We start from the raw sequence: 26,334 nt of genomic DNA on the forward strand, positions 1-26,334 counted from the left end.
TCATGGATTGCCTGAAGGTATCAAGCAAATCATCGCCCGCGTCCGTTGCCGGCGCCATCGCCGGCATGGTCAAGGATGGTGTACCCGTCAACATCCAGTGTGTCGGTGCCGGTGCTGTCAACCAGGCCATTAAGGCCGTTGCTATCGCGCGCGGTTTTTTGATTCCAACCGGTTTTGATATTTCCTGCGCGCCTGTGTTCTCCGACATCCTCATTAACGGGGAGTCGCGCACGGCCATCCGCCTTTCTATCTACGTTCACCAGATCAATCGAGCTGCTATGGATAACGTCGTCATGGATGATGTTAAGCCTGTGGCATAGCTTCTGCTTGCCTCGTTTCGCTCCCCATCGTTAGGACTTATGCACATGGACCAGCGTTCCGTACGCGATATTCTTGCCGGTAAAACCTACTTTATCCGCACCTTTGGCTGTCAGATGAATCAGCACGACTCCGAGCGTGTGAGCGGTCTGCTTGATTCGTATGGCTGCCTCATGGCGCTCGATCCCGAGCATGCCGATATCGTTGTCTTCATGACATGCTGTGTGCGTGAGGCCGCCGATACTCGCCTGTACGGTCAGTGCAATTCCTGCAAAAGCCTGCCGCCTTCGCCTTCGGGCAAGCGTGTGGTTGCCGTGGGCGGCTGCATCGCGCAGCGTGATGGAGAGGGCCTGCTCACCAACGTCGATAACGTCAATGTCATCTTTGGCACGCATTCCATCGCACATGTGGCCGAGCTCATTGCCGAGGCGTTCCTTGATGGTAAGCGTCATATCCGCACCAATGAGCATGAGGATACGGATGCCATGAGCATGCCGTGGCATCGCGAGACCCAGTATCACGCCTGGGTGCCCATCATGACAGGCTGCAATAATTTCTGCACCTATTGCATCGTGCCGTACGTGCGCGGTCGCGAAAAAAGTCGCCCCTTCGAGGAGATTGTCGACGAGGTGACCGGTTTGGTGCGCCAGGGCGTGCGTGAGATTACGCTGCTGGGCCAAAACGTTAACTCATATGGTCGCGATCTGTTTGGCAAGCCGCGTTTTGCCGATCTGCTGCGTGCCGTGGGCGATACGGGTGTGGAGCGCATCTTCTTTACGTCTTCGCATCCCAAGGACCTGCTGCCCGAGACCATCGACGCCATGGCCGAGACGCCTGTCGTTATGCCGCAGTTGCACCTGGCCGTCCAGTCAGGTTCGACACGGATCCTCAAAGAGATGAATCGCCGTTATACACGCGAGGACTATCTGGGCCTGGTCGATCGCATTCGCAACCGCATGCCCGATATCGCGCTCTCGACCGACATTATCGTTGGCTTCCCGGGCGAGACTGAAGAAGACTTTGAGCAGACGCTCTCACTTGCCGAGACGGTCCGCTATGCTCAGGCCTATACCTTCATCTATTCCAAGCGCGCCGGTACCCCGGCCGCCGAGATTGACGATCCTACGCCGCATGAGGTTATTCTCGAGCGTTTCAACCGCCTGGTTAAGGTTATCGAGACCACGGCGCACGAGTACAACCAGGGTGAGCTTCATACTGTGGTGCCGGCGCTCATTGAGGGAACGAGTAAAAAGAACGACGCGGTCCTGCTGGGCAAGAGTCCCAAGAATCAGACCGTGCATGCGCCTATCCCCGAGGGTTACAGCATCGATCAGCTTGTTGGCAAGATCGTTGATGTTGACGTTGACGTTGCCAAGACCTGGTATTTGTCCGGCTCCGTTGTGGGCGAGCCGCGCTAATGGTTTCTCCCGGGGCAGGTCTTTCCGCCGTTGCGATCGTCGGTCCGACGGCGGCTGGTAAGAGTGATGTTGCCGACCGTTTGGCGGCTCGTCTTTCGTCCGAAGTGCTGTCGTGCGATGCGATGCAAATCTATCGCGGCATGGACATCGGTACCGCAAAGATGGCGCCCGATGAGTGTACGGCGCCGCTGCGTCTCGTCGACATTGTAGAGCCGGGTGTGGCGTACTCTGCGGCGCTTTATCAGGCTGACGCTCGCGCGCATGTTGAGCGTTTGCTTGGCGAGGGCCGCCTACCGGTGTTTTGCGGGGGCACAGGCTTGTATCTCAAGGCCGCCCTCGATGAGATGGACTTTCCCTCGGGCGAACTTGAGGACGATCGCCGTGTGGGCTATCAGGAGCTTGCCGAGCGTATTGGCGAGGAAGAACTGCATGCCCTGCTTGCCGAGCGTGACCCCGAGTCCGCTGCGGTCATCCACCCCCATAATGTTCGCCGCGTGATTCGCGCGCTCGAAATGTACGATGATGGCGTCTCCTATGCGCAGCAAAAGTCGCAGTTTAGTGTTCCGCGCGAGCATTATCACGCTCTGTGGTTTGGTCTGACGCGTAATCGCGAGGTGCTCTACGAGCGCATTAACCTGCGCGTCGATCTGATGTTTGAGCAGGGCCTTGTCGATGAGGTCCGCGGTCTTATGGACCAAGGGCTGGGAGATGCCCTGACTTCGATGCAGGCAATTGGCTATAAAGAGATTATCGATGCTTTCAATGGCGTGACGAGCATGGATGAGGCTCGCGAACTCATTAAGATGCGTTCGCGTCGCTATGCCAAACGTCAGCTTTCGTGGTTTAAACGCGATGACCGCATCGTGTGGTTTGATATGGATGAATGTACGATCGATGAGGTCGTTGAGGATATCCTGCATCGTATTGAGGCTGTCTAATGGCCCGTTTTCCCCTTGTTCCCACGGCACCCGAGCCCGAGCGTGCCATATTAGTTGGTGTTGAGTGGCGCGACAATGCGTGGCCGCTCGATCGTTCGCTTGACGAGCTTGAGCGCCTGGCCCATACGGCTGGCGCCCAGTGTGTGGCGCGTTTGTCACAGCGTCTGGTTAAGCCGTATCCAAAATCGTTTATCGGTTCCGGTAAGGTTGAAGAGCTGTGCGGCCTGGTACATCGTATGGATGCCGATGTCGTTATTTTTGACGACGACCTGACGCCCTCGCAGCAATCCTATTTGGAGAAAGCCGTGGGCGAGCCGGTAAAGATTATCGATCGTACAGCACTGATCCTGGATATCTTTGGCCTGCATGCTCAGACGCGTGAGGGACGCCTACAGGTACAGCTGGCGCAGCTTCAATATCTGTTGCCTCGTCTGCGCGGTATGTGGAGCCATCTTGCCAAGGAGCAGACGCGCGGCGGCATCGGTTCGCGCTTTGGCCAGGGTGAAAGCCAGCTCGAGGTTGACCGTCGCTTGATTCGCAATAAGATTGCCGCGCTTCGTCGTGAGCTTAAGCAGGTTGAACATCGCCGCGATGTCCAGTCTAAGAGCCGCATTGAGTCACCGGCGTTTCGCGTCGCGTTAGCCGGTTATACCAATGCCGGTAAATCGACGTTACTCAATCGTCTGACCGGCTCTACGGTACTTTCGCAGGACAAGCTGTTTGCTACGCTCGACCCGACGACGCGTTCGTATCGCCTGCCCGGCGGTCGCGGCATGACGATCACCGATACCGTCGGCTTTATTCAAAAGCTACCGCATGGTTTGGTCGACGCCTTTAAATCGACGCTGTCCGAGGTGTTGGGTGCCGATCTAATTCTCAAAGTCGTAGATGCGTCTGACGAAGACTACGAGCGCCAGCTCGAGGCGGTCGATCGCGTTCTTGACGAGATCGGTGCCGGCGAGCGTTTGACGCTTACGGTGTTCAATAAAATCGATCTTCTCGATAGCGTTGATCGATTGAGTTTCCGTCGTCGTTATCCGGAAGCCGTTCTGTTCTCGGCCCAGACGGGCGAGGGACTTGACGATCTCGTCGACCGTATTGCTCGTGAGGCGGCTGCTACCGATGTGTTGCTCTCTGCTGATATCCCGTATCGCGAGGGCGCCCTCATTACGCTGGTGCATGAGCAGGGAACCCTTTTGCACGAGGAATATCTTGAGGACGGCGTTCGTATTGTGGCGAAGCTGCCGGCCCGTATCGCGCCGCGGCTCGAGCGTTATCGCACCGAGTAGACGAGCTCCAAAATGCCCAGAATGATGGGCTGATGCAGCAGATAAAAGGGGAGTGCATGACGTCCAAGGCTGGCGAGCGTCGGCAGGGGGTTGGCGTAGGCCCAACTTGGGGCGGTCTTACCGATTCCCTGCGCTATGTGTGCGGCGAAGTATCCTGCAAGATACATAAAGATAAACGGGATGATGGGGTAGTAATCACCTGAGATAAATCCAGGGTCGGAAATCCTAGCCACGCCAGGTATGGGACAGGGTAGGTCGTTTTGGGGATGCTCCAGGTGAGGGCGAACAACACAAGGCATAGGGACATGCCCCATCTCGCGGAAATCTTCTTAAGGACGGGATTGGTCAACGCTACGATGCCGGTACATGCGGCCATACAGTAGATGATGCCAAAATTAACCGAATCGTCGACTGAGACAAGTGTTGTTGCCAACCAGACGACGAGTGCTGCTAAGGCGTATTTGGCGGCACGTTTGATATTGTTGCACGAAAGAGTGCACATCCAACCCGCGATAAACAAGAATACCCAGCTGATGCTGGCGCGCCAGATGTCTTGAAAGACAGTCTGGGTAAACCAGGGCATATCCCAGTCGTACAGGTAGGCAAGATCGTAGCAAGCGTGAAAACCTGCCATTGAAATCATCGTAAACCCGCGAACGGTATCAAAGATGGTGATGCGTTTTTGCATTACGAGAACCGGCGCATTAAGCCGACGACTTTGCCCAAGATAACGGGATTCGTTGCATAGATAGGCTCCATGGTGTCATTCTCGGGCTGCAGGCGTACGCGTCCCTGCTCCTTGTAGAACGTCTTGACGGTCGCTGAACCATCAATCATGGCCACGACAATTTCGCCGTTCATGGCACTCTTTTGTTCACGGACGATGATGTAATCGCCATTGAAGATGCCGACATTGATCATTGAGCTCCCATGCACTTCAAGGATAAAGGAACCCTGATCAGTGGCGATTTCGGTCGGGATCGTAAAAGTGTCTTCGATATTCTGCTCGGCCAGAATGGGAATCCCAGCCGCGACGCGACCAACGAGCGGTAGCGAGACCGTTCCGCGAGGTGCGGTTGGCTCGTCAGATTTAGAAATTGAGACAGAGGAACCGTCCTCGTTAAAGAGTTCCAGGGCGCGCGGTTTGGTGGCATCGCGCTTGAGTAGCCCGCGCGCCTCCAGGGCAGATAGATGGGCGTGCACGGTGCTGGGGGAGGAAAGGCCCACGGCAGAAGCCATCTCGCGCACGCTGGGCGGATAACCCTTCTCCTGCTGATATTCCTTGATGAAGTCGTAAATTTGCTGCTGACGCTTGGTAATTTTGCGAGCCATCAGGGCATCCTCTCTACCTATGTCAAACAAATGTTCGAATTTTGCTTGACAGGAACAACTGTTCGAAGATAATAATAACCGAACATTCGTTCTCGCGCTAGACATTTTTGTCCGCGCGGCTTGATAAAACTGTTCTCAGCAAAACACGCGAGAGGAGAACATGATGAACGCAACGAATATGGTCCAGGGAAACCTCGCCCTTAAGCTCGAGACGCCTGCAGAACCCACTTTTACGGTTGTTCAGGGTGGCCGCTCCGGCTTTCAGCCTTTGACCGTAAAGCCTGCTCGCAATCAGCAGGCTGTAATCGCGCCGGCTCGCGTTGCCCTGAAGGTTCCGACGATTGTCGCCGTTGCCGTTGCGCTTACGCTCTTCTTTGTCCTCGCTATGTCGGTCTTTAGCGCTCGTCACGCCGCGTATGCCGAGTCCGTTTCCAACGTTACCTACGAGACCATTCGCGTTCAGCCTGGTGATTCTCTTTGGTCGCTTGCCGAGGAATATCCAATCGAAGGCCTTTCCACGCAAGAGACTTCCGACATGATCCGTAACGTCAATCATCTGGAGCATGGTTCGCTCGCCGCCGGTGCGCATCTTAAGGTTCCTGCTCGTTCGTAATCATTATCGCGCTGCGCATGGTACCCTTGTTATCGTTTAAGAGGAGGTACCATGCGCTGTCCCAAATGCGGCAAGGCACATACCCGCGTCGTTGATTCTCGTATACAGGAGTCAAATAACACCATTAAGCGCCGTCGCGAATGTTGCTCGTGTAACTATCGCTTTACAACGTTTGAGCGATGCGAAGACCCAATCGAGGTCATTAAGTCAGACGGAACCAAGCAGCGGTTCGATCGCAATAAGCTGCTCGTCGGCTTGATGCGCGCCACCATCAAGCGCGATATCGACACTAAGAAGCTCAATGAGATTATCGACGACATCGAGGTCGAGCTGCGCTCTCGCACGCTGACGGCCGTCACGTCCCATGAGTTGGGTGACATGGTGCTCAAGCGCTTGGCCAAGATCGACAAGGTGGCTTACATCCGTTTTGCCTCGGTCTACCGCGATTTCAAAGACGTCGATGAGTTTCTGCAAGAGCTCGACAAGCTAAGGTGATTCCATGTCCAACATTACCCTCAACATAAAGCGTCTCGATCCCACCGTCGAGCTTCCCAAATACGCCCATCCCACCGATGCCGGCTTGGATCTGCGCTCCAACGAGGACTGCGTCCTGAAGCCCTTCGAACGCCGTCTGGTCTCTACTGGGTTGGCCATCGCCCTGCCCGACGGCTACGCCGGCTTTGTCCAGCCCCGCAGCGGCTTGGCCATCAAGCAGGGCCTGTCTATAGTCAACACGCCGGGCCTCATCGACGCCCACTACCGAGGAGAACTCAAGGTTATCCTCATCAACCTGGATCCCTCCAACAACATCAAAATCAACAAAGGCGACCGCATAGCCCAACTCGTCATCCAAGAAGTCCCCACGGTCAAACTCGTAGAAGTGGAAGAACTAGACGAAACCGACCGAGGCAAAGGAGGCTTCGGCTCCAGCGGCGTCGCCTAGGGCGCTCGTATCCCTCCCGCCCGGGGCTTACCTATATCATTCCATGCTCAAACATTCTCGCGTCGCTTTGCTCGCTGCGAAACTGCGCGTGGAACGATATAGGTAAGCCCCGGGCGGGCGGTTACTCGCTTGAAACAATATTTACTTTTCTAGTAAGTCGATGCGATAAAGGGACGCCTCCTTTGTCGCATCGACTTACTGTATTTATATTATCTGGTTCCCCTTTGCAGATTTTACTGGTGGGGAATCTGGTATAGCCGCTAGTACGTTAACGCAGCTTACCTGTGGGAGGCCCCTATATATCGTCCCACGCGCAGTTTCGCAGCGCAGCGAGAATGTTTGAGCATGGGATGATATATAGGGGCCTCCCACAGGTAAGCGGACAGTCCAATGTTAGCGGATATGCGCGGGCTTTCCTCCCCAGTAGAAGCGGCAGAAGGCTCGTTTACGTTTTTGGGGCTTACCTGCAAGCTCCATGGTGGCGATGGCGATGTCCTCGGCAGCGTGTGGACGGCGCAGGACTTCGCCATTGATGAGCAGTGCCTTGAGCGACTCCGGATGATCGTGGAGATGGCGCAACGTCACGATGAGTTCTCGTGCGGTGGTGACATGCATGCTGGCGCCCATGCCGGTGAGCATCGTGGTGTTTGCCTTTTCCTGGCCATAGGACTTGCCCAGCAGGATCATCGGCAGATGCGCGCACAGGCACTCGGTGACGGTGAGTCCGCCCGATTTGAGAATTGCCAGGTCGCAGCCGTGCATGAGGGCCGCCATGTCGTCCACGTAGTCTAGAACCGTGACGTTTTCGAGCTTCATGGCGTCGAAGAGCGTCTTGAGTCGGGTGGCGTATTCTTTATCCTTGCCCGGTAAAAAGACAAAGTGCATGTCCTCAAAGCTGCGTAAGAAGGGGAGCGTGTGGTCCATCGCGGCGCGGAAACGCACGTATGGTTGGGGTAAACTGGCACCGGCCATCACCAATACGACGGTTTTGTCTATGGGGAGATTGAACTTGCTGAGCTCATCTTCGCGTTTGTAATCTGAATCGAAACCGGCTCGGATGGGGATGCCCGTTATGCGGATCTTTGACTCGGGAACCTTGCGCGGGCGCAGCGTTTCGGCCATAAACTCGTTGGCTACACAGAATAGATCGGTGTCCTTGTGGGGCCAAAAGCCTTCGACTTCGTAATCGGTCGGCACGCAGATGACCGGGTAATCGATACCCGTGATGACGCGGGCGCCCACAGCGACGTTGGCCGCCGTAATGTGTGTTGCGACCACGGCTATGGGCCTGCGGGTCCGGACGTATTCGTTGAAGGCGGGGAACATAATTCGTGACCATGCTGTGCCGCCGCCCCAGAGCAGATGTCCTGTAAGCGTATATCGCCAGGTCAGGTCGTAAATGGGGCGTGTGGCTCCCGTAAAAGAAGCCGCGGTCTTATTGCCGTCGAATTTAATACGTCCAAAATCAAGGATATCGAGCACTTCAATTTCAATATCCTCAGGGATTCCCTTGGTGCCGCGGATAAGGTCAAATGCTTGCGCAATCGCGTTGGCGGCGGCTTTGTGGCCCGATCCAACCGATGCGTGCACAATGGTTACCAGGGATTTTTGTGCAGGTGAAACGGTCATTTGCTCCGGTTGGGGAGTGGCTTGCATGGGCAGGGGAGCGCTATTGCCCGTCTGCGTTTGATCCATCGATAACTCCCCTTCAGCTTTGTTACGCGATTTATCATTGTAGTGCATGAGTGTCATGTTCACGTAAATTTGGGTATGAGCGCAAAGAACGTCAATGTATCGACGAGAGGATATTCCATGACTACCGATCAGCCGATTGATGTTGCGATTATCGGTGGAGGCCCCGCGGGCTATGCTGCCGCCATTTACGCTGCGCGTGCCAACCTGACGACGACTGTGATTGAGCAGGGCATGTCGGGTGGACAGATCGCCACGACCAATGAAGTCGAGAACTATCCGGGCATTCCGCTCTTGAGTGGCGCCGAACTCGGCGAGCGTTTTCAGCAACATGCAGAGGGGCTGGGAGCGCAGGTTACATGGAGCATGGTTACGGGTATCGATTACGATGCCGATGCAGCGCTGTTTACGGTGCATCACGATATGGGCGATACGCTTGCCTCGAGCGTTATCGCTTGCATGGGTGCCACGCCGCGATCTGCTGGTTTCGCTGGCGAGGATACGTATCGCGGTCGTGGCGTTTCGTATTGCGCGACGTGTGACGGCATGTTCTTCCGTGGCAAGCAGGTTTTTGTCATTGGCGGCGGCAATGCTGCCTGTGAGGAAGCCCTGTTCTTGTCAGAAATCGCCAGCAGCGTGACCATCGTCTTGCGTCGCGATCAGTTCCGTGCACCTGATGGTGTTGTTCAGAAAGTACTCGAAAAGGACAATATTACAGTTAGGTACCAAACTAGTATTGTTGAGCTTTCTGGTGAAGCGATGCCCACGACAATTTCGTTCAAGGACAATGCAAGCAGTAAGACGCATGCCGAGACCTTTGATCCTGGCTCGTTTGGCATTTTTGTCTTTACCGGCACGCAACCCCATACCGAGCTTGTTGAGCATCTAGTCGATCTGGCGCCTGATGGCGGCATTCTGACTGATGAATCCATGGCGACCCGCACGCCAGGTCTATTTGCTGCTGGCGACATCCGTTCCAAACGCTTACGTCAGGTTGTGACCGCCGTTTCTGACGGAGCCATAGCAGCAACGAGCGCATACGCGTTTCTCCGCGGATAAGTACGATAATATATCTTATGTAAGGTTGCTATCAATTAACTAAATGGCGGGATGATGCATCAGTGCACTGTCCCGCCAATTTTCTTGCCGGCTATGTGGTATGCAAAACTAGATAACGTAGAATACAATATAGAAAATGAACGGAGGACCTTTATGAATCACGTTAAACACGTTATTCCGATGTCTGATTCGTCGGTCAGCATTAAGCCTGAGGATATTCAGCCCACTGTGCTGCCCGATGCATTTATTCAGTCCGATATCGTGCGCAAACTTAATACGTTGAGTCTGCCGCGCTATAACCAGTTGCCCAATGTGACGCTCTACCGCGACCAGGTTATTGAGTATGTTGCGCTGTGGATGGAGCCGCTGTCCATTTGCGTTGAGCAGCCTGTCATTACGCCATCGATGATCAATAACTACGTGAAGGTCGGCCTGGTGCCTGCTCCGGTCAAAAAGCAATATGGCCGCGAGCAGATTGCCCGCCTGATCGCTATCTGCATCTTTAAGCAGGTGCTACCTATTGCTGCGGTGCAGGCACTCTTTAACATTCAGCGTTTGAGCTACGATGCCCCGACGGCCTTCGATTATGTGGTCGATCAGCTCGAGGCATCGATTCGTTCGGCGTTTTCCGTCGAGCAGACGCCGGTTCCCGATACCGCGCATCAGGTAACGCGTGAGTCGCTGCTTGTACGCAGTGCGGTATCGTCCTTCGTTTCGAAGGCTTACCTGATGAGCTATCTCAAGTTCAACGGGTTTAATAGCTAGCCGACGTATAAAACTGGCGGGACAAAGAGCCATCTGCCGCTTTGTCCCGCCAGTATTTTTGCTTGGTTGGACTTTATTTGCCCGAAGCTACGCCCATGCCGTAGCCGATGATGAGGCCGTGCATCTCGGCGTAATAGGAATCCAGGCCGTTGCAGGGCATGATGATGGTCTTGGAGCCGGGCCAATGCTCAATAATGCGATCGGCCAACGCCTGGGCGCTCGATGCGTTCTCCACATGGTCGATGACGACCTCGCCTCCCGTAAAACCCTCGGCTTCCATGGTGTCGATGATCTTGTTGAGCATCTTCTTTTCGCCACGCGTGTGCCCGACGAGTTCGATTTTACCGGCCTCACTCGCCGTGCCCAAAATGCGGATATTGAGCTTGTTGGCAATGACGCCGGCTGCCTTAGGGATACGTCCGGCTTTGGCGAGATTTTCGTAATTGCACAAGCTGAAGAGGATTTTGCTGTTCTGTTCAAGGCTATCGAAGTATGCGCAAGCGTCCTCGAATGAGACATCCGGATTGCTTGCAAGATAGCGGTCGAACAGTAAAAAAATGAGGTCCATTTTGCCGCCAGCTGCGCGTGAATTGACTAGATGAATCTGTCGGTCGGGCTCCTCGGCAAGAACCATATCGCGAGCCGTGGCTGCCGCGTTGTAGCTGCCCGACACGCCCTCAGAGATCGGCATGCAGATGGTCTTGTCTGCCAATTTGAAGAGCTCGGCCCACTCCCCTACGCTGGGACAAGCGCTCGAAGAAGCGTTCGTCTCCGCCTGAACAGCGCAGTTGAGCTCATGAACATCGAGCGAAAGGTCATCGATGAATTCACGCTCCCCCACTCGAATTTTGAGGGGCGCAAATGCAAAGGTGGTATGGGGCGCGGTCGGTTGCCAATCGCGGAGGTTGCAGCTTGAATCGGAGATAAGTGCCCAGCGCATAGAGGGTCCTTTCTAATTGTTCCCATACAATTATAGCCATCTTGCAGACCGATTGGGCCGCTATCTAGTATTCAAAACTAGATAGCGGACTGCACGAAAGGCAAAAGAATGGACCCCATGGCTCAAAGCCACGAGGTCCACATTCACACGCTGTGTAAGATGACTTAGTAACGCACGAAGATGTAGTTATTGTTCATGCCGGCGGCAACGGAGCTGATGATAACACCCGTGTTGTAGTCGGAAGCATGAATCATCTGACCACCACCGATGTAAATGCCGGTATGGTACGAGTTGACCACAACGTCACCGGGCTGCGGATCGGACACACGCGTCCAGCCCATAAAGGTACCCGTGGTGCCTAGTCGGCAATAGCGACCAGTGAGGCAATAGCTAACAAAACCAGAGCAGTCGAAGCTGTTCGGGCCAATTCCGCCCCAGGAATAAGCGCAACCAAGCTTACTGTATGCACGCGAGACAACAGAACCGCCGTCGACGGACTGGCTCGGAGCAGAAGGCGTCGGAGCCGGAGCGGGCGTGGAGGGCTGCGGCGTCGGAGCAGGTGCCGGCGCAGGAGCCGGAGTGTTGCCGCCCTGGTTGTTGTTATTGCTGGTCTGGCCACCGTTGTTGGTGTTCTCGGTCGTACCGGCAGTCTCGTTGCTCACCGTGGCCTTCTCGGCGGTGCTGGCGTTGATGCCGGCCTGCAGCGCGGCGTTGGCCTCGGCCTCGGCGGCAAGCTCGGCCTGCAGCTGTGAATCCAGAGAGTTTACGACGTTCTGGGCTTCAGCCTGCTGGGCATTAAGCTCGTCGACCTTCTTTTGCGTGGCGGCGACGTTCTTCTCCTGCTCGGCCTGCTTATCGGTGAGCTGCTGCTTAAGCTCCTTGACCTCTTGAATGGTCTGAGCTTGCTTATCGGAAACTTTGCCGTAGTAGAACAGACGGTTGAGCATATCGCTCAGGTCATCGACACCCGTCAGAACCTGAAGCAGGCTCAGACCGCCGGTTTTGTACTCGCCGGCGACATAGGTCGAGAGCTTGGCCTGACCATCGGCGATCTCCTGCTGCTTTTGCGTGATCTCGCCGGCAGTCTGATCGAGTGCCTGCGTCTGCGTGGCGAGCTCATCGTAAATCTGCTGAGTTTGGGTGCCGATCTGCTCGAGCTTCGTACGAGCAGCGGCAAGGTCGGATGCGGTATCGGCGTAGGCAGGAGCCGCGAGGCCCAAGCCCAAAACACAAGCGAGGGTTGCCGTAGCAGCGCAGCGTGCCATGTTTTTGTGCGTGTTTGCTGTGCGCATGTAGCTTCCTTTCCAGTAACTAAGGGTAACGGCTAGTCCACCGTCACCAGGCTAAAGAGCTCCACATCGTCATTAGACGGCGTGAGCTTCTCGCGCGGGTTGAGAAACGCAAGCTCAAGGATACAACCGTAACCGACAAGCTTTGCGCCCATATCTCGCACCAGTTTACCTGTTGCCTCGACGGTTCCGCCCGTCGCGACCAAGTCGTCCAGAATCAACACGGTATCTTTAGAGCTGATAGCGTCGGCATGGATCTCAATTGAATCGGTGCCGTACTCGAGCTCGTAGCTCTGGCTTACGGTCTCGCGCGGCAGCTTGCCCGGTTTACGTGCGGGAACAAAGCCAGCGCCAAGGGCTACAGCCACCGGTACGCCAACCATAAAGCCGCGAGCCTCGGGACCCACGACCTTGGTGATTCCCATGCCGGTAAAGTGCTCGGCGAGGGCATCGGTCATGGCTTTGAGCGCCTCGGGATTGCCAAAGAGCGGCGTGATGTCTTTAAAGATGACTCCGGGCTCGGGATAGTCGGGGATGTCGACGATTTGAGATTCGAAGTCGTACATTGTGTGACCTTTCAATGGGTTGCCGAAATTTCCGCTGAGGTTATTTGCCTGCGGTGGAGGAGCCGGATTGCGAAGGGGCGACGACCTTGAGCGGCTTTACGAGAGAATCCTCGTGCGAAGCCGGCGCGGCTATCTCTTCGTTTTTGGCCTTGGTGGACTCGGAGCGAGTGATTTCTTCATCGAGTGCATCGATGTCGGCGTCCTCGACCACGGCGTTGAGCGACTCAAAAACGCGGTTCTTGAGCAGCGCAGTGTGCACACCTTCCGTTAGGTCGTGAAGCTTCTTAAACGCACGCTCGAGCTTGGCGTCGCGCTCGTCATCGGAGGTATCCATTCCGAGCATGCTCACGAGCACCTGCTCAAACATCGAGGACTCGCGGTTGGCGGAAGACACGTACTGACGCAGGTTGCGCGGCTCGATATGGAAGCGTGACAGCTCGGAGCAGTAGCGGATGATTGGGAAATCGCGGCCATCGACGAGCTCTCGATTCTGCGGGCTCTTGATGATGCGAATGAGGTCGTTTTCGGCAAGCGACCTGATAAACGAGATTTCGACGCCCAGCATATCGGGAATGGTCTCGATGGGATGCAGCTTTTGCTTAGTCTCCTTGGGCTCCGTCTTGAGCGGAACATCGGACAGCAAGCCCACCTCGTAAGCGAGCGTTGACAGGTCCGTGGCGTTTTCCAAGCGCTGCTTAATTACGTTGAGCGGCATGTAGCGAGTCTTCTGCAAGTGCAGAATGACCTCCAGGCGATCAACGTCCTCCTTGGAGTACTGACGGTATCCCTTAGGCGTACGATGAGGGGTAATGAGCCCCTCATCCTCTAGAAATCTAATTTTTGAGTTCGAAAGATCGGGGTATGCGCCTCGAAGTAGGTTGACGACTTGGCCGATACTCAGATAGTTGCGTTCGGCCATGCCCTACTCACCGGTTTCGATGCGCTCCGGCGTGCTCTCGTGGTAGATGAGCGTAAACGTACCGATTTGGACGGAAGAACCGTCGTGCAGCGGGGCTGCGTTGACAATGGCGCCGTCGACCCAGGTGCCATTGAGCGAGCCCAGGTCCTCGATGCGAGCGCCGAGGCCCTCGCGAATAATGCGCGCATGGCTGCGCGAAACGGTCATGTCGTTGAGGAAGATGCCGTTCGCGGGATCGCGACCGATGGTGGTCACGTCGTCCTCGAGCTCAAAGGCGGCACCAGTCTGCGGACCCTTGACGATGGACAGAACGGGGGCGGTGATGCGCACGTTGGCCATGAGGTCGGGAACGGTGACGTCGCTTGAAGGCACGCGGAATACGCAGGTAGCGTCAGCAGTCTTATCATTCTGAGGCATATTGTTAACCATGTTGTCCATGACAACCCCTAACTTATCGCGGACGTGCCGCAAATAATGAACCGTACGTAATCATACCCCAACGAATCAGTCTTCGATTTCAGGGTTCAGAAAGTCGATGTCCTCGTCCTCGGGATGCGTGAGAGCCTGTTTAATGGCCGCTCCGCCCTTAATGGAGTAGATGACAGCCGTGAGCATGGAGAAGATCACGCCGCCGTACACAAAGAAGATGCCGAGGGGCACCGAGCTTCCGTTGAGGCCCGGGAAGGCCGTGAGGGTAGAAGGCAAAAGATGCAGGCCGTCAACAACGGGGAACCCGAGCAGCATGAGCGAGAAACCAGTCATGAGCAGCGCTGTGGCAATCTTTCCGGGAAAGACGACATCGATGGGGCGACGGTGATAATGACGAACGATGAGCGTGCCGATGCCCAGATAGATGTCGCGGCCAATAATGAGCACGCAGACCCAGATGGGTAGCTCTCCGCGGACCACCAGTCCCAAGACGCCGGTGAACAGCAGCGCACGGTCGCAGATGGGATCCATGACCTTGCCGAGCCATGAGACCGTCTTAGTCATGCGGGCGATCTGGCCGTCCATCCAGTCGGTGGAGGCGGCAACGGCGTAGATAACAATGGCGATGACGCGGTTGTTATCCGTCACAAACAGGTACAGAAATACCAGGGTGAGGATCAGGCGCGTAAAGGTGATGAAATTGGAGATCGTAAAGATCTTATTCGACGGGTAATCGGAGGTGCCGATAAGCTCCTTTTTGATCTTCTTTTTGATGCCCACAGGACTCCCCCGCTGGTTAACGACAAAACTTTCGATACTATACCCGTTCCTGCGATGTCTATCCAGCGCAAGCATAGAGAGTCCAGACATGTGGAGGACGCTTTTAGGCGGCGGGGATTTCGCATTCGTGTACATCAGCCTCCAAACATGTCGAAAAATGTCGATTTTGGTGGCTGATGTACACGTTTTGATTCGGTGATTACATCGAGCGGGAACGTTGTTGCTTTAAGCAAAATAATCATGGTGATTAAAACAAAAAAGGTCAGGCACTAGGTGCCTGACCTGCAAACTTCTGGTCGGGACGACTGGATTCGAACCAGCGACCCCTTGACCCCCAGCGAGGTCAGAATGACCCTGACCTGTGCTTATTTTGTTAAAACACGCGCAGATAGCGCAAGTAGCGCATTTCCGCATTTGCAAATTTTACCAGCTCAGCGCGGTCTGTCCAGATAGCATATTTTCGGCTTCGAGGAGCGCGGTGCAGCCGATGATTTAATCAACGGGGGTAGGAGCCCCGAATCGTCGCCTCTCCGGGTTCCCGCAGGTGGGCCCGCCTGTTTCTAATCAACTGCGGATTTAGGAGCAGACATGCAGAACGAGAAATGCAGCAATAAAACCTTACGCGTATGCGGAGCCGGCGGCGTGAGGAAGAACAAGGGCAAATGGCAGGCTGTCGTGACGGTGGCCGACGAGATGACCGGGAAGAAGGTCCAGAGGACCAGGAACACCCGCGTGCCCTGCCTGAAGCAGAGCGCGCGGGGAAAGGCGGCGGCGATGCGCGTCCTCGCGGAATTCAGGTCGGAGGTCGAGCTGGAACTCGCCGAGGCCGAGGAGGCGAGGGCCGCTATCGGCGCCGGGCTTCCCGCCGAACAGCGGGATGACTACGCCGCGCTGCCGCTTTCCGAGGCGCTCGAGAAGTTCATCGACTTCTGCCTGGAGATGAACAGGATCACCCCGACGACCCGCGACGACTACCACTACAGCGCCCTGCACATCGAGCGAGACGAGCTGGGTCTGGTCCCCGTGAACGAGGTGACGACCGACGACGTCAACGCGTGGTCGAGGCGCAGGATCGCCCTGGGCACGGCGCCGGACACGCTCAACAAGTCATTCAAGCTCGGCAAGCGGCTCTACGCCGTCCTGCTGAAGCGCAGCAACGACACGATCGGGAGGAACCCGTTCGACGGCGCCCTCGCGCCCAGGGTCATCGCCAAGCCCAGGAACGCGCTGCGCTCCGACCTCGTGCCGAAGCTCAACTCGGTGACCTCGATGATGCCGGACTCGACCTTCAGGCGGACGGTCGTGCTCGCCCTGCACACCGGGATGCGCATCGGCGAGGTCTGCGGCCTGCGCTGGTGTGACGTCGACTTCGAGTCGGGGCTCATCACGGTCAGGCACTCGGTGGCCTACGTCAAGGACAGGGGCTCCTTCATCAAGGACACCAAGAACCACGACCTGAGGACGATCCCCGTCGACCCGGTGGGCCTGCTCCCCTTCCTGAAAGAGATCCACGAGATCGATTCGCAGAGGCTCCGGGAGGCATCGGCCCTCGGCCTGCGCGACCTCGCGGACAGCTACGTCGTGTCGCGGCCGGACGGCTCCTTCGCCACCACCAGTTACATCCGCAGGGCGTTCAAGACGTTCTCGGAGACCAACGGCCTCATGGGCACCAACGACGAGCTGATCACGTTCCACGGCCTGCGCCACACCTTCGCGACGCAGTGGATCCGCCACGGCGGCGACATCAAGGCGCTGCAGTCGATCTTCGGGCACAAGGACGCCATGGTCACGCTCAACGTCTACGCCGACATCGAGCCGATGTCCAAGATCCAGAACATGCTGCGCGTGTTGCCGAGCCTGTGGCGAGGCTATCTCGGCCTGAGGGTGGACCCCGGCCCCATGTTCCAGCAGAAGATCCGCGAGGCGATCGAGACGCTCGAGGCGTTCGGCTACGGCATCTCCGAGCCTGACGACCGCAACGTCCTCATCCGCGACGTTCAGACGATAAGCCGCCTCTACCCCACCGAGTACGCGGCAGTGCTGGGGGCCATCCCGACCGAGGCGACCGTGGTCGAGTAGAGGCTGAGACATGCGCTTTCCCAAATCCGCAGCGCAAGTACGGGAATGTGGAATAGCGTTCAGATATATTCTACCCGGTCATCTCGGTGACGCAAATGCGGCACGGGTTTCCGCGAACGCGGATGCCCGTGCCTATCTTTTTATGATTGTGAATACGCCTGTGCGAATGTAGATGAAGCCCCGCGGTTCAGGCCGGGGATTTTCAGCCGCGCCGCCTGATTTCGAATAAAGGCCTGCAAATGCAGACGGCTTTCGGGGGGCCCGACGGCACCTCTCTCAAAAATGGGAGTATGGCCCGAGGCCGCACCTGTGCCCCAGCTCCGCCACGAGGGCATCGTTGTCGGTCACCGAGACGATGGCGTCGCCGTCGTAGGGCGCCTCGATGTAGACGCGGTCGAGCGAGTTGGCCGTCCCCGCCCAGAGCGTCCTGGTGCGCCGGACGCCCCGCACGTGGGCGTAGGGTATCACCGAACGCGTCCCAGCGTACACGACGACGAGGCGGTCGCCGTAGAGCTCGAGGCGGTTGCTGCGGACGGGAAGGGCGGCCAGGGCCACGAGGGCCGGGACGGGCAGCAGCGCGAGCCAGCCCCATAGGAGCGCGGGACTCGAGCTCAGGAAACACGCGATACACGCCGCGGATAAACCGCCCGCCACAATCACCATGGCCGCTATGAACCACGGGTCTGTCCTGCCGGGGAACACCCGCTCCGGCCGCTCGTCCTTCTCACCCATTACGGCCTCCCTCCCGACGCCCTCCCTGGCGGAGCGTGGGGCCGGAGAGTGCCTTGAACCCGTCGCCGACCATCTCGCCCCCCGTTCCGTGGGCCTTCTGTAGTGGTGTGTACCCCCGACTGTTCGACGGATGTCGTACGATTAAAAGTTTGTCTAACCTTTTAAGACGGGTGCAGCAAGATCGAGCAGATTGTCCGTGCGAGAGGCTTCCCGCCGCAGCGCCCGGTCTCGGGTTCGATGCATCGACATCCGTCTCAGGTGGTATCTCCGCTGCGCGGCATTGCGGGGTGCAAAGCCGCGCAGCGGAGATACCACGGAGTACGCCGAGGCTTTGCTCGCGTGGGCTGAAACATATTCCCAATCCGGGAATGCATATATATAAGTGCGATCGTTTTGCCGTAGATGGGAAACCCGTCGGCCGGGCGGGACCGGAGAGCCGGGCGGGACCGGAGGGCCGGGCGGCGAATGCGAAAGGCCGGATGCAGCCGATGCCCTGAATGAGGTCCCAACACATGGGAGGGGCAGGTGAATCCATCTCTTTGGCCGCTCCCGAGGGCATGGATTTCCCAGCCCTCGCCCCCGAGGACATCTTGCAGACGATTCGCAGGTCTCCGAGCGGTAGGTACCTGATGGAGCAGAGGGCCGCGCTGGCGTAGTTGCCGCACTTCGACGATATGGACGATGACGAGCTCCGCCAATTCGCCGCCCAAGTCAGGCCGTGATTTTATAGAATTCAGGGAGGACCGCTGTCACGTTCGCCGTTTAAGAAGGTGCCGCTTTGAAATATCTCGTCGAGGATTTCGATGATCCGGCAGATCCCGTCCAAGACTACGCCGAGGCCAAGCAAATCGTCCGAAAAGTACTCGGCTCCCACCCATCGGTGAGACAAGCTGCCACATGGCCATGGAAGCCTCATTTATTTGCGAAGAACATCGGCTAGCCGCAGGATTGAAATCATCGACCGATAAGTGAGTTCCACCTTTTCGCCCGCAAGCAGTCGTTTCGAGCCAATCTCATCTAGCCCCACAAGCCGAGAAAACAGCGGGCCGCTCATCGTGCCCTCGTCAATTGACTCCCTTATGGTCTTCAAAACGTCCGTATCATGAAGCGATGCCGAGCTGTAGGGGGCAACACGAGCGGAACTCTCAATTAACGACGAGACAAAAGGATGGAGATGCTTTGGACATAGTCCATCAAACACCACATCCCCATTGTCATCCGAGCCGACCAGGCGCCAAGTATAATGATCGACCCAGTCATCTCCGTCATATATGGCGTCCATGAGCAACTTCCCGTCTAGAGAGAGAAACCTATTTGGACATCGGGGCGCAAGACCGCAATCCATATCGGGCCTGCAGCAGCTCCAACCCAACGCACCACATAGGTTCCCTTTCGTACATGTGTATCAATCTCCCCGAAATGCCGGAGAATGCAATTCCAGACCCGTTTGTCGGATAGCAATCGACGTTTTTTTGTTTTCCGCTCACAACCTTGTATAGATATATCGTTCCAGCAAAAGAGAAGGTATCGTGACTATTTTAGATCTATATGGCCAATTCGAGCCCTCACCATGGCAATTGTGGCAGCTGGGTTTCTTTTCATTAAAATTTCACTTTGTTAAATCCCTGCCCCTAAGCATTAAACCCGAAGTCCACCGAGTGGGCGAAAGTAAAAGAGGGTCGAATCCGAAGCAGTTCCCAGACAATTGGCGTCCGGCCAGACACTTCGGTTTGGCCCTTTCTTTCCAGGACTCTATAACAGCAAAGCACCTGCTAGATGGGCTTCTTGTGGGTGGGTAATTGTAACAGCTGATTGAACTGCAACGCGCTGGGGCCAATAGGGCGAGGCAAACTGGCGAGGTGTGTCGTCGCGAGTGCAACCGCCACGGTCGACGACGCGGTCGTCCAGCTGCCGCGGCACGGTGCCACCGCTGTGTGTCTGGCCCTCGGCGCGACAGAAGGAGACACTGTTGTGGCCGATGGGCTAAGACCGTTGCCGACCAAGTGCCGTTAGCGGCCATTGGCACATGTCAGCCAGACTGATTCTGTGGGTATAGGGTGGCATTTCACTAAGGTCGGAAACTCCCGCAACCATTGATTGATTTCGACATGTCCGAAATTCATATTACGTATATGGGTAACAATCATTTATAGGATCCCTCAAGTAACCTTAGTAACCGAACCGGGGCAGAAGGGCCTACAAACAAGCCGCGACGAACAGCTTCTTCCGCATTTCTTTAGGCAAGCGAAAAGAGGGATGGCATGACGGCCAAGAGCTACGTAAAGATCGTTATTGTTGGCTCTGCACTTTGTCTTGCAATGGTGCTATGTGCATCATTTGCGAGGTATAGGTCCGAGCAGTCGTTCATCGATGGCGCTGAAAACGGTTTTGGCATAGACGGGATGTATGTCAACGATGGCGCGACCAGGCCGTCTATGGCGATTCTTGCAGGCGAAGACATGGAATGGCAAATCTGTAATGACGATGGCTCTTGTCTGAGTGGTCGTTTGGCCGCAACGAGCGACCCGAATTCGTTCGATCTTCTCGACAATGATGGATCGGATTGCGGTTCAGTTCACCTGTCGTATGCATCACGAGACGGGATGGACGGCATTCTCTACGTCTCCCACGAGACTGGCGATTTCAAGATGCGCAGGACTAACCGAGTGCCGGCTTTTATCGAGGAGTGAGAACTCCCGGCGGTCTGCCGATCAGGCCGCCGGGGTATCGAACCCCGCATTCATCCGTACACACACGGATGAATGCGGGAAGTGTCCGGATGAAGTTGATAATCAAGGAAACAATGCCGTTCTGCCTGGGACGGCTTTGGCCTGGACTTTAACTACAACATCGCGATCGACACTTATCAGCTCGTGCGACGCGCATGGCCAGATCTCGGACGTTGGTGCATGGAGGACCTTCGAGATTTACTGTACATCCAAAACGACGACGCACACCGCGTGCTCGCCGACTGCGAAGACGAGTTGGCTGTCTACAATGCGATCAGAAACGGCGTGAAGTCCGGAGAGCTTTCTGTCGAACCGCCGCGCCGTCGCGCGAGCCGACCGGGCAACCCGGGCAATCTGGTCCTGGCTCTCCCGGTCGTATTCCTACGATATCGCCCCTAGATCACCAATGTGTCAGATAAAGAATGAGGCAATGGCTGTGATCACGCCTACGGCGGACGCAACGACTGCGCCTTTTTTCCTCTCCTTTAGTCCGACGAATAGGGTTGCCGTAAAGTAAAGGGCGGAAATGCAGTCTATGGCAAGCAAAACGAGTTCCTTGGGCGGTTTCAGCAAAAGGTCGCTAGCAAAGAGTAATGCAAGCAGGGCAAAGCCGATTGTGACCAAGTATCTCGATTGATTTTGCGACAGCATGGCAACTGCCTTTCAGAACATGCAAGTGAAAAGTCGGTACGATGTCATTGCGGTTGCAAACAAGCCGCCGTCAGGACCGGTTGTCACGAGACCGGCGATAACGCATTTTCTCGGTTTCCAGCTCATGACAGACCCCTCTCTCATGGTGCAACGCATACATTATGAGATATGCACATTATCTCGCTAATCAATTTCAATATCCATCATCCAACTAAAGAATACTGACTCACTGGTTCAGCGACGATGCGTTTTTACCCTCGCGTTCCCACTCGCCGCGTCGGCGGTCGGAAGGGTCTCCGTCTCGCAATCAGCGACCTTGTAACCGTATCTGTCGAGCCAGGCGGCAAGCACGTCCCAATCGACGCGCTTCCAGTCGCCGCCCGGCGCGTGCTGCATCACGAGGCCTCCGGCGACCATGAGCGCGTGGATATGCCCTCCTTGCAGGCCAGCGATGATCCCGCCGGTGCATACGATGCCAGGTCGCTGTGCCGGCATGGCGCAAACGTATTGGCCTTTGTGCCCCTTTTGGCAACTTTAGCATGGCTGTAGGTTAAACCAACCCACAGCCATGAGCACGTTAACGTAGTACTATGCTAATTACACGGATAAAGCAGGGGTATTTTTCTTTGGCGAATAAATTTGTATTTTATGGCAAGGGGAGTGGCGTTAAGGTTTTCATCGCTATATCAGTTGCCGTGTTCGCATTCTCTGCGCTATTTCTAAAAGTGGAGCGTTGCCAAAAAGATAGCGGAGGTGACTATTCACATTTGTGGTTCGTGAGCGGATTGGTGTTGAACGTTGACAGCTCTGGCGATTTTACCATGTCGGTCGAAAGCGAAGATCCATATAACGACGGGTCTGATCGTCTGACCATTCTGGTTGATTCAGAACATACGCGCTATGTAAGCGATAGCCCCGTGAGCGTTGGGTCTAAAGTCAAGGTAGGCTATTTTCTCGATTCCCGAAAGAAAAATACGATTCGCTGCTCTTCTGTGGATGTGTTGGAATAATTTTTGAGTAACTATCAGTAAAAAGCTGCGAGCAAAGGCCGCTCCACGTGGGGCGGCCTTTTTGGTGGATAGACGTTGCGGAGGATGATTGATTGACGTTTTTACTCCGCATGGAAATCGAGTGAGGATTCTGTTCCACGAGGGGCGTGTTTTGAGGCTCTTGGCGGTACGTAATTCTCGTTCGGCGTCTTGACGGGACAAAACCCTCGGTTGACTTTTTGAAGCGTCCCTAGAATCAGCTGTTACGATAAAAACGGGGGGGGGTAACTCCGCGGACACGGCCTAGCGCGCTGCCATCCAGTGCCGATTCTGCCATACTCGCAATTCGGCGAGGATGAGGAGTATGAATTGATCGGGGCTTATAGGACAAAATGTGTGTCCTATAAGCCCCAAGGATGACGATTCCAATACGGATGACGACACCAAAACCGGCATCGACGGTTCCATGGACGATTCGGATTCCAAATAGGCCCTGTTAGTTTATCTACTTCTTTGCCGGTGTCGTATACGAAACCGCTATACCCGCGGCAATTGCCATGAGACAGCTCGCGATGAATCCGAACTCATACTTCAAAACGTTTGTTGCGGTCAGGGCGATAATCAACACGGTCGCAATTTGCAGAATTATCATTATTACGAAGAGATTGATTCCTTGTTTGGCCGAAGTCGCTGAGTGAGTTTGGCTTTGTTGATTCAGGTTGTAGCTGACAACAAAAGCGATCAGTTCGCTTGATACGGGGCCGACTACATAGAAAAAGATTGCGTCAATGAAGCCTATAGTGTTGTAAGTTGTTTCGCCGGAAAAAACAGCGTATAAAGCATATCCAAATCTTGGCTGATTCATGTATGAGTACGAAAAGACGAAGAGCGTCAATATTGCTACTACCAGAAGTGCATTCAGGACAAATCGTTTGCTTTTCATCGATCGCTCCTTCCGGGTGACTCTTATATGTAATTCTACAACAGCCATTATTTTCAAAGAATATGACTGTCCTAAATAACGTGCACTTTCGCTGGAGGGTCGCTGTTTGGCGGCCCTCTTTTTTGCACAGGCGCGGTGGGATGGTAATATCGGGCGGGAGTCAGCCGCTCTGATAGAATCGTCCTTGCTGTCGGCAGCCCTCGTGCCGGGCAGAGCCCTCCATCCGATGGGAGGTGATGCCCATGACCGATTTCACCGAGCTCGTGAAGCTCCTGACCGCTATGGTCTCGCTCCTCACGGCCCTTGTCGGCCTTTCCAAGGCACTCAAGCAGGGCTCGAAGCCCAAAAAGAAAGGTCACCGTCGCTAAGACGATGACCCAACTTCATTAAGCAACGGCTCTGCCCAGCTCTCTACAACTTGGGCTGCCGTCGGCACCATTTTACCCTCCTGACGAGGAATTCGTCCATATTTCAAAAACCAAATTGCGTTTGCTATCGAAGCCTTGATTATCGACTTTATCCGAACACCTCCCACATTCATCCGCACATGTGCGGATGAATGTGGGAACCCGATACCCTGAGGGCCGGGCCGGCCGGCCCCGGGAGATCGGAGGACGGTATGTCCGGAAAGAAGAAAAGGGGCTCCGCGAGGGCGGTCCCGAGGTCCTACGGAAGGCTCACGAGGCACGAGCGGGACACGGTCCAGAGGATGCTGGAGCGCAGGGCGTCGTGCAGGGAGATCGCGAGGGAGCTGGGCAGGTCGCCCTCGACGGTGAGCGCCGAGGTGGCGTCGCACAGGTTCGTGACGGCGCCGAAGTCCAGGCGCGGCGAGCGCGTCGACGGCTCGGCCGACCTGTCGGCGGCCTGCCCGCGCCTGGCGGCGTGGCCGCGCTGCTGCAACGGGTGCGGCCGGTACCGTGCGATCGGCTGCAAGCGCCGCCCGCACGTATTCTGTGTTTCGTCAAGAGGATTTGAGCAAAAAGAGCATCGGAAATTGAGCAGTCGCAGCATCGGAAGCGCGCACGCTTTTTGAGCGGCTAGCCCTCCTGCATGAGGGCATGGCGGACGCGGTAGGACTCGCCGCGGAACTGGACGAGCCTCCCGTGGTGGACGATGCGGTCGATCAGGGCGGCGGCCATCTGGTCGTCCCCGAACACCGCCCACACCTGCTGAACTCCAGGTTCGTGGTGAATACCACCGACTGCCTCTCGTATGCGTCGGCGAGGACCTGGAAGAGCAGCCTCGCCCCGTCCGCGTCGAGCGGGAGAAACCCGAGCTCGTCGATGACGAGCAGGCGGGCCTTGCCGATGAGCGCGGCCTCCCGGTCGAGCCTCCCGTCGTCGCGGGCGCGCCTCAGGCGCATCACGAGCGAGGACGCCGTGAAGAAGCGCGCCTCGAGCCTCCTCTCGCACGCCAGCGCGCAGAGGGCCGACGCCATGTGCGTCTTGCCGGTGCCGACGTCGCCCATGAGCACGAGGTCCTCCCTGCGCTCGACGAAGTCGAGCGCGAGCAGCGACTCGCGCCCCATGCCCTCCGGCCACGACACGGCCGACCAGTCGTAGCCGTCGAAGGTCTTGGGCGCCGGCAGCGCGCAGCGCCTGAGCAGCGTCGCGCGCTTCGAGGCCTCGCGGCTGGACCTCTCCGCCTCGAGGTAGCCCGCCAGGTACTCCACCTGCTTCGGGGTGCCGAGCCTCGACCACTCCTCCAGGACGGCGGTGGTGAGCGAGCACGACCGCCCGGCCTCCACGACCCTGCGGGCCAGCTCCTCGCTAGCTGCCATCGGCGACCGCCCCCTTCAGGAACCCGTCGTAGACCGACAGGTCGGCCCCGCCGGCCCCGCCGAGAGGGCGCGCGCAGAGAGGGGCGATGCCCCGCTGGCCTAGCCTAAGGGCGAAAACGGAATAGACGGACCGACCGTCCGGCTGAGTCTGGGAAGAGGTGCCGGGCGGCAGGCGGAGCATGGCCACCGGACCCATCGAAACACATCTCCACCGTTCCTTCAACTGGGAAAACGACGCCCCCGTGGCCTGAATGGGGCCTCGGGGGCGTTCGGCTAACTGCGGGAACGGCCTATCCGCTCAATGTGTTCGGCTGAGATCGGAAATCAACCATATTATGGGCACAGTCGGCAATTGGGTTGGATAGCCTCGCACCGGAGGAATCAACATGAGTACAAGTAGCTACAAACCGCAAAAAGGCCGTGGCCTCCCGTGGCCTTTAGACACGGACGCTCCATCGGTTGCCGATCAGGCCGAGACGCCTAGCGAGATGGAGGCGGCGCTTGACGTTCGACAGGATGAGATTGCAAAGAGCGAGATCCTGAGTGGAATCAACAGGCCATCCTACGACTCATTATTTGCGGTCGCGAAGAATCGCGTCCAGCTTGCGATTCTGATCATGATTTGCTCCTTCCAGACGTCCAAAGGGCCTAATAGGAAGGATGCCAACGGAAAAGAACTTACAAAAGGTCTTTTCATGCGTCAGGACAAGCTCGAAAAAAAGTCTGTTCGACTCAACCGACTGTATCGAAAGCTCTGGGCGAGCTGGCTCATCGAGGCATCATCATGAAGACCGATGGGGTGTGGGTCATCGTTTGGGCTCAGCTCGATATTCAAGCGCGTGAGGCCGGATGGGATCCGCGCGCGGACGCGGGCGGCGAGGTCGGACGTGAAAGCCGGACCGCAGAGGTATCGAGCGCACGCGGCCAGGGCCTCGAGGGCGCCTGGCGGGTAGGGAGATCCGAGCATGAGGCAGGACAACGCGCAGGCCCGCGAAAGGTTCACGAGCTCCCCCGCGACGCGGCTGGACCCTCGGCTGCCCCTCGTAAAGGATGCAGAAGACACGGTCGAGGTCCGACGGTTCGACCAGGCTGTACCGGCAGTCCGCGTACAGTGCGCAGCCCCTCCCACGCGGGTCGCCGT

Annotated in this window: 30 protein-coding genes and 1 pseudogene; 16 read left to right on the forward strand and 15 right to left on the reverse strand. The window is 56.6% G+C overall.

What is annotated here, in order from left to right; all coding sequences use genetic code 11:
- Positions 1 to 2 precede the first annotated feature (2 nt).
- From AB5767_RS00620 to hflX, 4 genes are read left to right on the forward strand one after another with little or no spacing between them, the layout of a single operon-like run.
- A complete protein-coding gene (locus AB5767_RS00620; protein ID WP_006235982.1) occupies positions 3 to 320 on the forward strand; it encodes a stage V sporulation protein S in 318 nt (105 codons plus the stop codon).
- 45 nt (positions 321 to 365) lie between these two features.
- Positions 366 to 1,736 carry a tRNA (N6-isopentenyl adenosine(37)-C2)-methylthiotransferase MiaB gene (miaB, locus tag AB5767_RS00625; protein ID WP_368132207.1) on the forward strand — a complete coding sequence of 457 codons (1,371 nt, stop codon included), beginning with the start codon at positions 366 to 368 and terminating at the stop codon, positions 1,734 to 1,736.
- Complete coding sequence (gene miaA / locus AB5767_RS00630; RefSeq protein WP_368132208.1) at positions 1,736 to 2,674, forward strand: tRNA (adenosine(37)-N6)-dimethylallyltransferase MiaA; 939 nt, start codon at positions 1,736 to 1,738, stop codon at positions 2,672 to 2,674. Before miaB ends, miaA begins: the two co-directional genes overlap by 1 nt.
- Complete coding sequence (gene hflX, locus AB5767_RS00635) at positions 2,674 to 3,963, forward strand: GTPase HflX (protein WP_368132209.1); 1,290 nt, start codon at positions 2,674 to 2,676, stop codon at positions 3,961 to 3,963. Before miaA ends, hflX begins: the two co-directional genes overlap by 1 nt.
- On the opposite strand, the pseudogene AB5767_RS00640 reads toward hflX, so the two are convergent.
- Together AB5767_RS00640 and lexA are read right to left on the reverse strand one after the other, a co-directional pair.
- Positions 3,948 to 4,651, reverse strand: a pseudogene (locus tag AB5767_RS00640) (heparan-alpha-glucosaminide N-acetyltransferase). The gene hflX and the pseudogene AB5767_RS00640 sit on opposite strands and share 16 nt — an antisense overlap.
- Complete coding sequence (gene lexA, locus AB5767_RS00645) at positions 4,651 to 5,295, reverse strand: transcriptional repressor LexA (RefSeq protein WP_040359862.1); 645 nt, start codon at positions 5,293 to 5,295, stop codon at positions 4,651 to 4,653. The pseudogene AB5767_RS00640 and the gene lexA overlap by 1 nt, the downstream one beginning before the upstream one ends.
- A 163-nt stretch (positions 5,296 to 5,458) precedes the next feature.
- Between lexA and AB5767_RS00650 the strand changes: the two genes are divergently transcribed.
- From AB5767_RS00650 to dut, 3 genes are read left to right on the forward strand one after another with little or no spacing between them, the layout of a single operon-like run.
- Positions 5,459 to 5,908: a LysM peptidoglycan-binding domain-containing protein gene (locus AB5767_RS00650; protein WP_368132210.1), complete on the forward strand. Its 450-nt coding sequence runs from the start codon at positions 5,459 to 5,461 to the stop codon at positions 5,906 to 5,908.
- A gap of 51 nt (positions 5,909 to 5,959) precedes the next feature.
- Positions 5,960 to 6,403, forward strand: coding sequence for a transcriptional regulator NrdR (nrdR, locus tag AB5767_RS00655; RefSeq protein WP_368132211.1), 444 nt, complete (start codon positions 5,960 to 5,962; stop codon positions 6,401 to 6,403).
- A 4-nt stretch (positions 6,404 to 6,407) separates the two neighbouring features.
- A complete protein-coding gene (gene dut, locus AB5767_RS00660) occupies positions 6,408 to 6,851 on the forward strand; it encodes a dUTP diphosphatase (protein ID WP_368132212.1) in 444 nt (147 codons plus the stop codon).
- A 393-nt stretch (positions 6,852 to 7,244) separates the two neighbouring features.
- On the opposite strand, the gene AB5767_RS00665 is transcribed toward dut, so the two are convergent.
- The gene (locus tag AB5767_RS00665; protein WP_368132938.1) at positions 7,245 to 8,594 is read right to left on the reverse strand and encodes an MGDG synthase family glycosyltransferase; all 1,350 of its coding nucleotides are present in this window, start codon (positions 8,592 to 8,594) and stop codon (positions 7,245 to 7,247) included.
- 69 nt (positions 8,595 to 8,663) lie between these two features.
- Here AB5767_RS00665 and AB5767_RS00670 point away from each other — a divergent pair, with 69 nt between their 5' ends.
- On the forward strand, positions 8,664 to 9,602 hold the full coding sequence (locus AB5767_RS00670; protein ID WP_195622240.1) for an NAD(P)/FAD-dependent oxidoreductase: 939 nt from the start codon (positions 8,664 to 8,666) through the stop codon (positions 9,600 to 9,602).
- A 153-nt stretch (positions 9,603 to 9,755) separates the two neighbouring features.
- Positions 9,756 to 10,367 carry a DUF1836 domain-containing protein gene (locus AB5767_RS00675; RefSeq protein WP_199408639.1) on the forward strand — a complete coding sequence of 204 codons (612 nt, stop codon included), beginning with the start codon at positions 9,756 to 9,758 and terminating at the stop codon, positions 10,365 to 10,367.
- A 73-nt stretch (positions 10,368 to 10,440) separates the two neighbouring features.
- Here the strand turns inward: AB5767_RS00675 and AB5767_RS00680 are convergent, their stop codons facing one another.
- From AB5767_RS00680 to AB5767_RS00705, 6 genes are all read right to left on the reverse strand, one after another.
- On the reverse strand, positions 10,441 to 11,307 hold the full coding sequence (locus AB5767_RS00680; protein ID WP_368132939.1) for a DegV family protein: 867 nt from the start codon (positions 11,305 to 11,307) through the stop codon (positions 10,441 to 10,443).
- 164 nt (positions 11,308 to 11,471) lie between these two features.
- A complete protein-coding gene (locus tag AB5767_RS00685; protein WP_347478468.1) occupies positions 11,472 to 12,599 on the reverse strand; it encodes a coiled-coil domain-containing protein in 1,128 nt (375 codons plus the stop codon).
- 32 nt (positions 12,600 to 12,631) lie between these two features.
- A complete protein-coding gene (locus AB5767_RS00690) occupies positions 12,632 to 13,162 on the reverse strand; it encodes an adenine phosphoribosyltransferase (protein ID WP_347478467.1) in 531 nt (176 codons plus the stop codon).
- Positions 13,163 to 13,202: 40 nt separating this feature from the next.
- Entirely contained in the window at positions 13,203 to 14,081 is an 879-nt protein-coding gene (gene ftsR, locus AB5767_RS00695; protein ID WP_195233683.1) for a transcriptional regulator FtsR, read from the reverse strand.
- Between the two features lie 3 nt (positions 14,082 to 14,084).
- Positions 14,085 to 14,519 (reverse strand): FHA domain-containing protein, encoded by a 435-nt coding sequence (locus AB5767_RS00700; RefSeq protein ID WP_006236002.1) that lies wholly within the window; start codon positions 14,517 to 14,519, stop codon positions 14,085 to 14,087.
- 66 nt (positions 14,520 to 14,585) lie between these two features.
- Complete coding sequence (locus tag AB5767_RS00705) at positions 14,586 to 15,290, reverse strand: CDP-alcohol phosphatidyltransferase family protein (protein WP_347478465.1); 705 nt, start codon at positions 15,288 to 15,290, stop codon at positions 14,586 to 14,588.
- Positions 15,291 to 15,878: 588 nt separating this feature from the next.
- Here AB5767_RS00705 and AB5767_RS00710 point away from each other — a divergent pair.
- The gene (locus AB5767_RS00710; RefSeq protein ID WP_368132940.1) at positions 15,879 to 17,369 is read left to right on the forward strand and encodes a tyrosine-type recombinase/integrase; all 1,491 of its coding nucleotides are present in this window, start codon (positions 15,879 to 15,881) and stop codon (positions 17,367 to 17,369) included.
- 276 nt (positions 17,370 to 17,645) lie between these two features.
- Here the strand turns inward: AB5767_RS00710 and AB5767_RS00715 are convergent, their stop codons facing one another.
- A complete protein-coding gene (locus tag AB5767_RS00715; RefSeq protein WP_347478463.1) occupies positions 17,646 to 18,101 on the reverse strand; it encodes a PH domain-containing protein in 456 nt (151 codons plus the stop codon).
- Positions 18,102 to 19,017: 916 nt separating this feature from the next.
- Entirely contained in the window at positions 19,018 to 19,383 is a 366-nt protein-coding gene (locus AB5767_RS00720) for a hypothetical protein (RefSeq protein ID WP_138374234.1), read from the reverse strand.
- 979 nt (positions 19,384 to 20,362) lie between these two features.
- Here AB5767_RS00720 and AB5767_RS00725 point away from each other — a divergent pair.
- On the forward strand, positions 20,363 to 20,791 hold the full coding sequence (locus tag AB5767_RS00725) for a hypothetical protein (RefSeq protein WP_138374235.1): 429 nt from the start codon (positions 20,363 to 20,365) through the stop codon (positions 20,789 to 20,791).
- 219 nt (positions 20,792 to 21,010) lie between these two features.
- Positions 21,011 to 21,229 (forward strand): hypothetical protein, encoded by a 219-nt coding sequence (locus AB5767_RS00730; RefSeq protein ID WP_347478462.1) that lies wholly within the window; start codon positions 21,011 to 21,013, stop codon positions 21,227 to 21,229.
- A 12-nt stretch (positions 21,230 to 21,241) separates the two neighbouring features.
- On the opposite strand, the gene AB5767_RS00735 is transcribed toward AB5767_RS00730, so the two are convergent.
- Entirely contained in the window at positions 21,242 to 21,481 is a 240-nt protein-coding gene (locus AB5767_RS00735) for a hypothetical protein (RefSeq protein ID WP_195445469.1), read from the reverse strand.
- Positions 21,482 to 22,107: 626 nt separating this feature from the next.
- Between AB5767_RS00735 and AB5767_RS00740 the strand changes: the two genes are divergently transcribed.
- Complete coding sequence (locus AB5767_RS00740) at positions 22,108 to 22,491, forward strand: hypothetical protein (RefSeq protein WP_138374237.1); 384 nt, start codon at positions 22,108 to 22,110, stop codon at positions 22,489 to 22,491.
- A 484-nt stretch (positions 22,492 to 22,975) separates the two neighbouring features.
- Here the strand turns inward: AB5767_RS00740 and AB5767_RS00745 are convergent, their stop codons facing one another.
- Complete coding sequence (locus AB5767_RS00745) at positions 22,976 to 23,413, reverse strand: hypothetical protein (protein WP_368153294.1); 438 nt, start codon at positions 23,411 to 23,413, stop codon at positions 22,976 to 22,978.
- A gap of 242 nt (positions 23,414 to 23,655) precedes the next feature.
- Here AB5767_RS00745 and AB5767_RS00750 point away from each other — a divergent pair, with 242 nt between their 5' ends.
- Positions 23,656 to 23,781, forward strand: coding sequence for a hypothetical protein (locus AB5767_RS00750; RefSeq protein ID WP_255413117.1), 126 nt, complete (start codon positions 23,656 to 23,658; stop codon positions 23,779 to 23,781).
- Between the two features lie 341 nt (positions 23,782 to 24,122).
- Positions 24,123 to 24,446: a helix-turn-helix domain-containing protein gene (locus AB5767_RS00755; RefSeq protein ID WP_368153297.1), complete on the forward strand. Its 324-nt coding sequence runs from the start codon at positions 24,123 to 24,125 to the stop codon at positions 24,444 to 24,446.
- A 4-nt stretch (positions 24,447 to 24,450) separates the two neighbouring features.
- Here AB5767_RS00755 and AB5767_RS00760 read toward each other — a convergent pair whose 3' ends face one another.
- Positions 24,451 to 24,570, reverse strand: coding sequence for an ATP-binding protein (locus AB5767_RS00760; protein WP_271737480.1), 120 nt, complete (start codon positions 24,568 to 24,570; stop codon positions 24,451 to 24,453).
- Positions 24,537 to 25,193, reverse strand: coding sequence for an ATP-binding protein (locus AB5767_RS00765; protein WP_347478717.1), 657 nt, complete (start codon positions 25,191 to 25,193; stop codon positions 24,537 to 24,539). Before AB5767_RS00765 ends, AB5767_RS00760 begins: the two co-directional genes overlap by 34 nt.
- A gap of 386 nt (positions 25,194 to 25,579) precedes the next feature.
- Here AB5767_RS00765 and AB5767_RS00770 point away from each other — a divergent pair, with 386 nt between their 5' ends.
- Positions 25,580 to 25,981 (forward strand): hypothetical protein, encoded by a 402-nt coding sequence (locus AB5767_RS00770; protein WP_195364264.1) that lies wholly within the window; start codon positions 25,580 to 25,582, stop codon positions 25,979 to 25,981.
- Positions 25,982 to 26,334 lie beyond the last annotated feature (353 nt).

Origin of the sequence: Collinsella aerofaciens, assembly GCF_040926265.1 — a bacterium.
Classification (GTDB): domain Bacteria; phylum Actinomycetota; class Coriobacteriia; order Coriobacteriales; family Coriobacteriaceae; genus Collinsella; species Collinsella aerofaciens_BB.

Excerpts from the sequence above, each read along its gene's own strand:
- AB5767_RS00650 (WP_368132210.1), top strand. The coding sequence starts at position 5,459 with ATGAACGCAACGAATATGGTCCAGGGAAACCTCGCCCTTAAGCTCGAG.
- AB5767_RS00710 (WP_368132940.1), top strand. The coding sequence starts at position 15,879 with ATGCAGAACGAGAAATGCAGCAATAAAACCTTACGCGTATGCGGAGCC.
- ftsR (WP_195233683.1), bottom strand. The coding sequence starts at position 14,081 with ATGGCCGAACGCAACTATCTGAGTATCGGCCAAGTCGTCAACCTACTT.
- AB5767_RS00750 (WP_255413117.1), top strand. The coding sequence starts at position 23,656 with ATGACCGATTTCACCGAGCTCGTGAAGCTCCTGACCGCTATGGTCTCG.
- AB5767_RS00730 (WP_347478462.1), top strand. The coding sequence starts at position 21,011 with ATGGAGGACCTTCGAGATTTACTGTACATCCAAAACGACGACGCACAC.
- AB5767_RS00670 (WP_195622240.1), top strand. The coding sequence starts at position 8,664 with ATGACTACCGATCAGCCGATTGATGTTGCGATTATCGGTGGAGGCCCC.
- nrdR (WP_368132211.1), top strand. The coding sequence starts at position 5,960 with ATGCGCTGTCCCAAATGCGGCAAGGCACATACCCGCGTCGTTGATTCT.
- lexA (WP_040359862.1), bottom strand. The coding sequence starts at position 5,295 with ATGGCTCGCAAAATTACCAAGCGTCAGCAGCAAATTTACGACTTCATC.
- AB5767_RS00765 (WP_347478717.1), bottom strand. The coding sequence starts at position 25,193 with ATGGCAGCTAGCGAGGAGCTGGCCCGCAGGGTCGTGGAGGCCGGGCGG.
- miaA (WP_368132208.1), top strand. The coding sequence starts at position 1,736 with ATGGTTTCTCCCGGGGCAGGTCTTTCCGCCGTTGCGATCGTCGGTCCG.
- AB5767_RS00720 (WP_138374234.1), bottom strand. The coding sequence starts at position 19,383 with ATGGACGCCATATATGACGGAGATGACTGGGTCGATCATTATACTTGG.
- AB5767_RS00715 (WP_347478463.1), bottom strand. The coding sequence starts at position 18,101 with ATGGGTGAGAAGGACGAGCGGCCGGAGCGGGTGTTCCCCGGCAGGACA.
- AB5767_RS00745 (WP_368153294.1), bottom strand. The coding sequence starts at position 23,413 with ATGAAAAGCAAACGATTTGTCCTGAATGCACTTCTGGTAGTAGCAATA.
- AB5767_RS00680 (WP_368132939.1), bottom strand. The coding sequence starts at position 11,307 with ATGCGCTGGGCACTTATCTCCGATTCAAGCTGCAACCTCCGCGATTGG.
- AB5767_RS00725 (WP_138374235.1), top strand. The coding sequence starts at position 20,363 with ATGACGGCCAAGAGCTACGTAAAGATCGTTATTGTTGGCTCTGCACTT.
- AB5767_RS00735 (WP_195445469.1), bottom strand. The coding sequence starts at position 21,481 with ATGCTGTCGCAAAATCAATCGAGATACTTGGTCACAATCGGCTTTGCC.
- AB5767_RS00700 (WP_006236002.1), bottom strand. The coding sequence starts at position 14,519 with ATGGACAACATGGTTAACAATATGCCTCAGAATGATAAGACTGCTGAC.
- AB5767_RS00770 (WP_195364264.1), top strand. The coding sequence starts at position 25,580 with ATGAGTACAAGTAGCTACAAACCGCAAAAAGGCCGTGGCCTCCCGTGG.
- AB5767_RS00665 (WP_368132938.1), bottom strand. The coding sequence starts at position 8,594 with ATGCACTACAATGATAAATCGCGTAACAAAGCTGAAGGGGAGTTATCG.
- AB5767_RS00685 (WP_347478468.1), bottom strand. The coding sequence starts at position 12,599 with ATGCGCACAGCAAACACGCACAAAAACATGGCACGCTGCGCTGCTACG.
- AB5767_RS00690 (WP_347478467.1), bottom strand. The coding sequence starts at position 13,162 with ATGTACGACTTCGAATCTCAAATCGTCGACATCCCCGACTATCCCGAG.
- AB5767_RS00620 (WP_006235982.1), top strand. The coding sequence starts at position 3 with ATGGATTGCCTGAAGGTATCAAGCAAATCATCGCCCGCGTCCGTTGCC.
- hflX (WP_368132209.1), top strand. The coding sequence starts at position 2,674 with ATGGCCCGTTTTCCCCTTGTTCCCACGGCACCCGAGCCCGAGCGTGCC.
- dut (WP_368132212.1), top strand. The coding sequence starts at position 6,408 with ATGTCCAACATTACCCTCAACATAAAGCGTCTCGATCCCACCGTCGAG.
- AB5767_RS00755 (WP_368153297.1), top strand. The coding sequence starts at position 24,123 with ATGCTGGAGCGCAGGGCGTCGTGCAGGGAGATCGCGAGGGAGCTGGGC.
- AB5767_RS00675 (WP_199408639.1), top strand. The coding sequence starts at position 9,756 with ATGAATCACGTTAAACACGTTATTCCGATGTCTGATTCGTCGGTCAGC.
- miaB (WP_368132207.1), top strand. The coding sequence starts at position 366 with ATGGACCAGCGTTCCGTACGCGATATTCTTGCCGGTAAAACCTACTTT.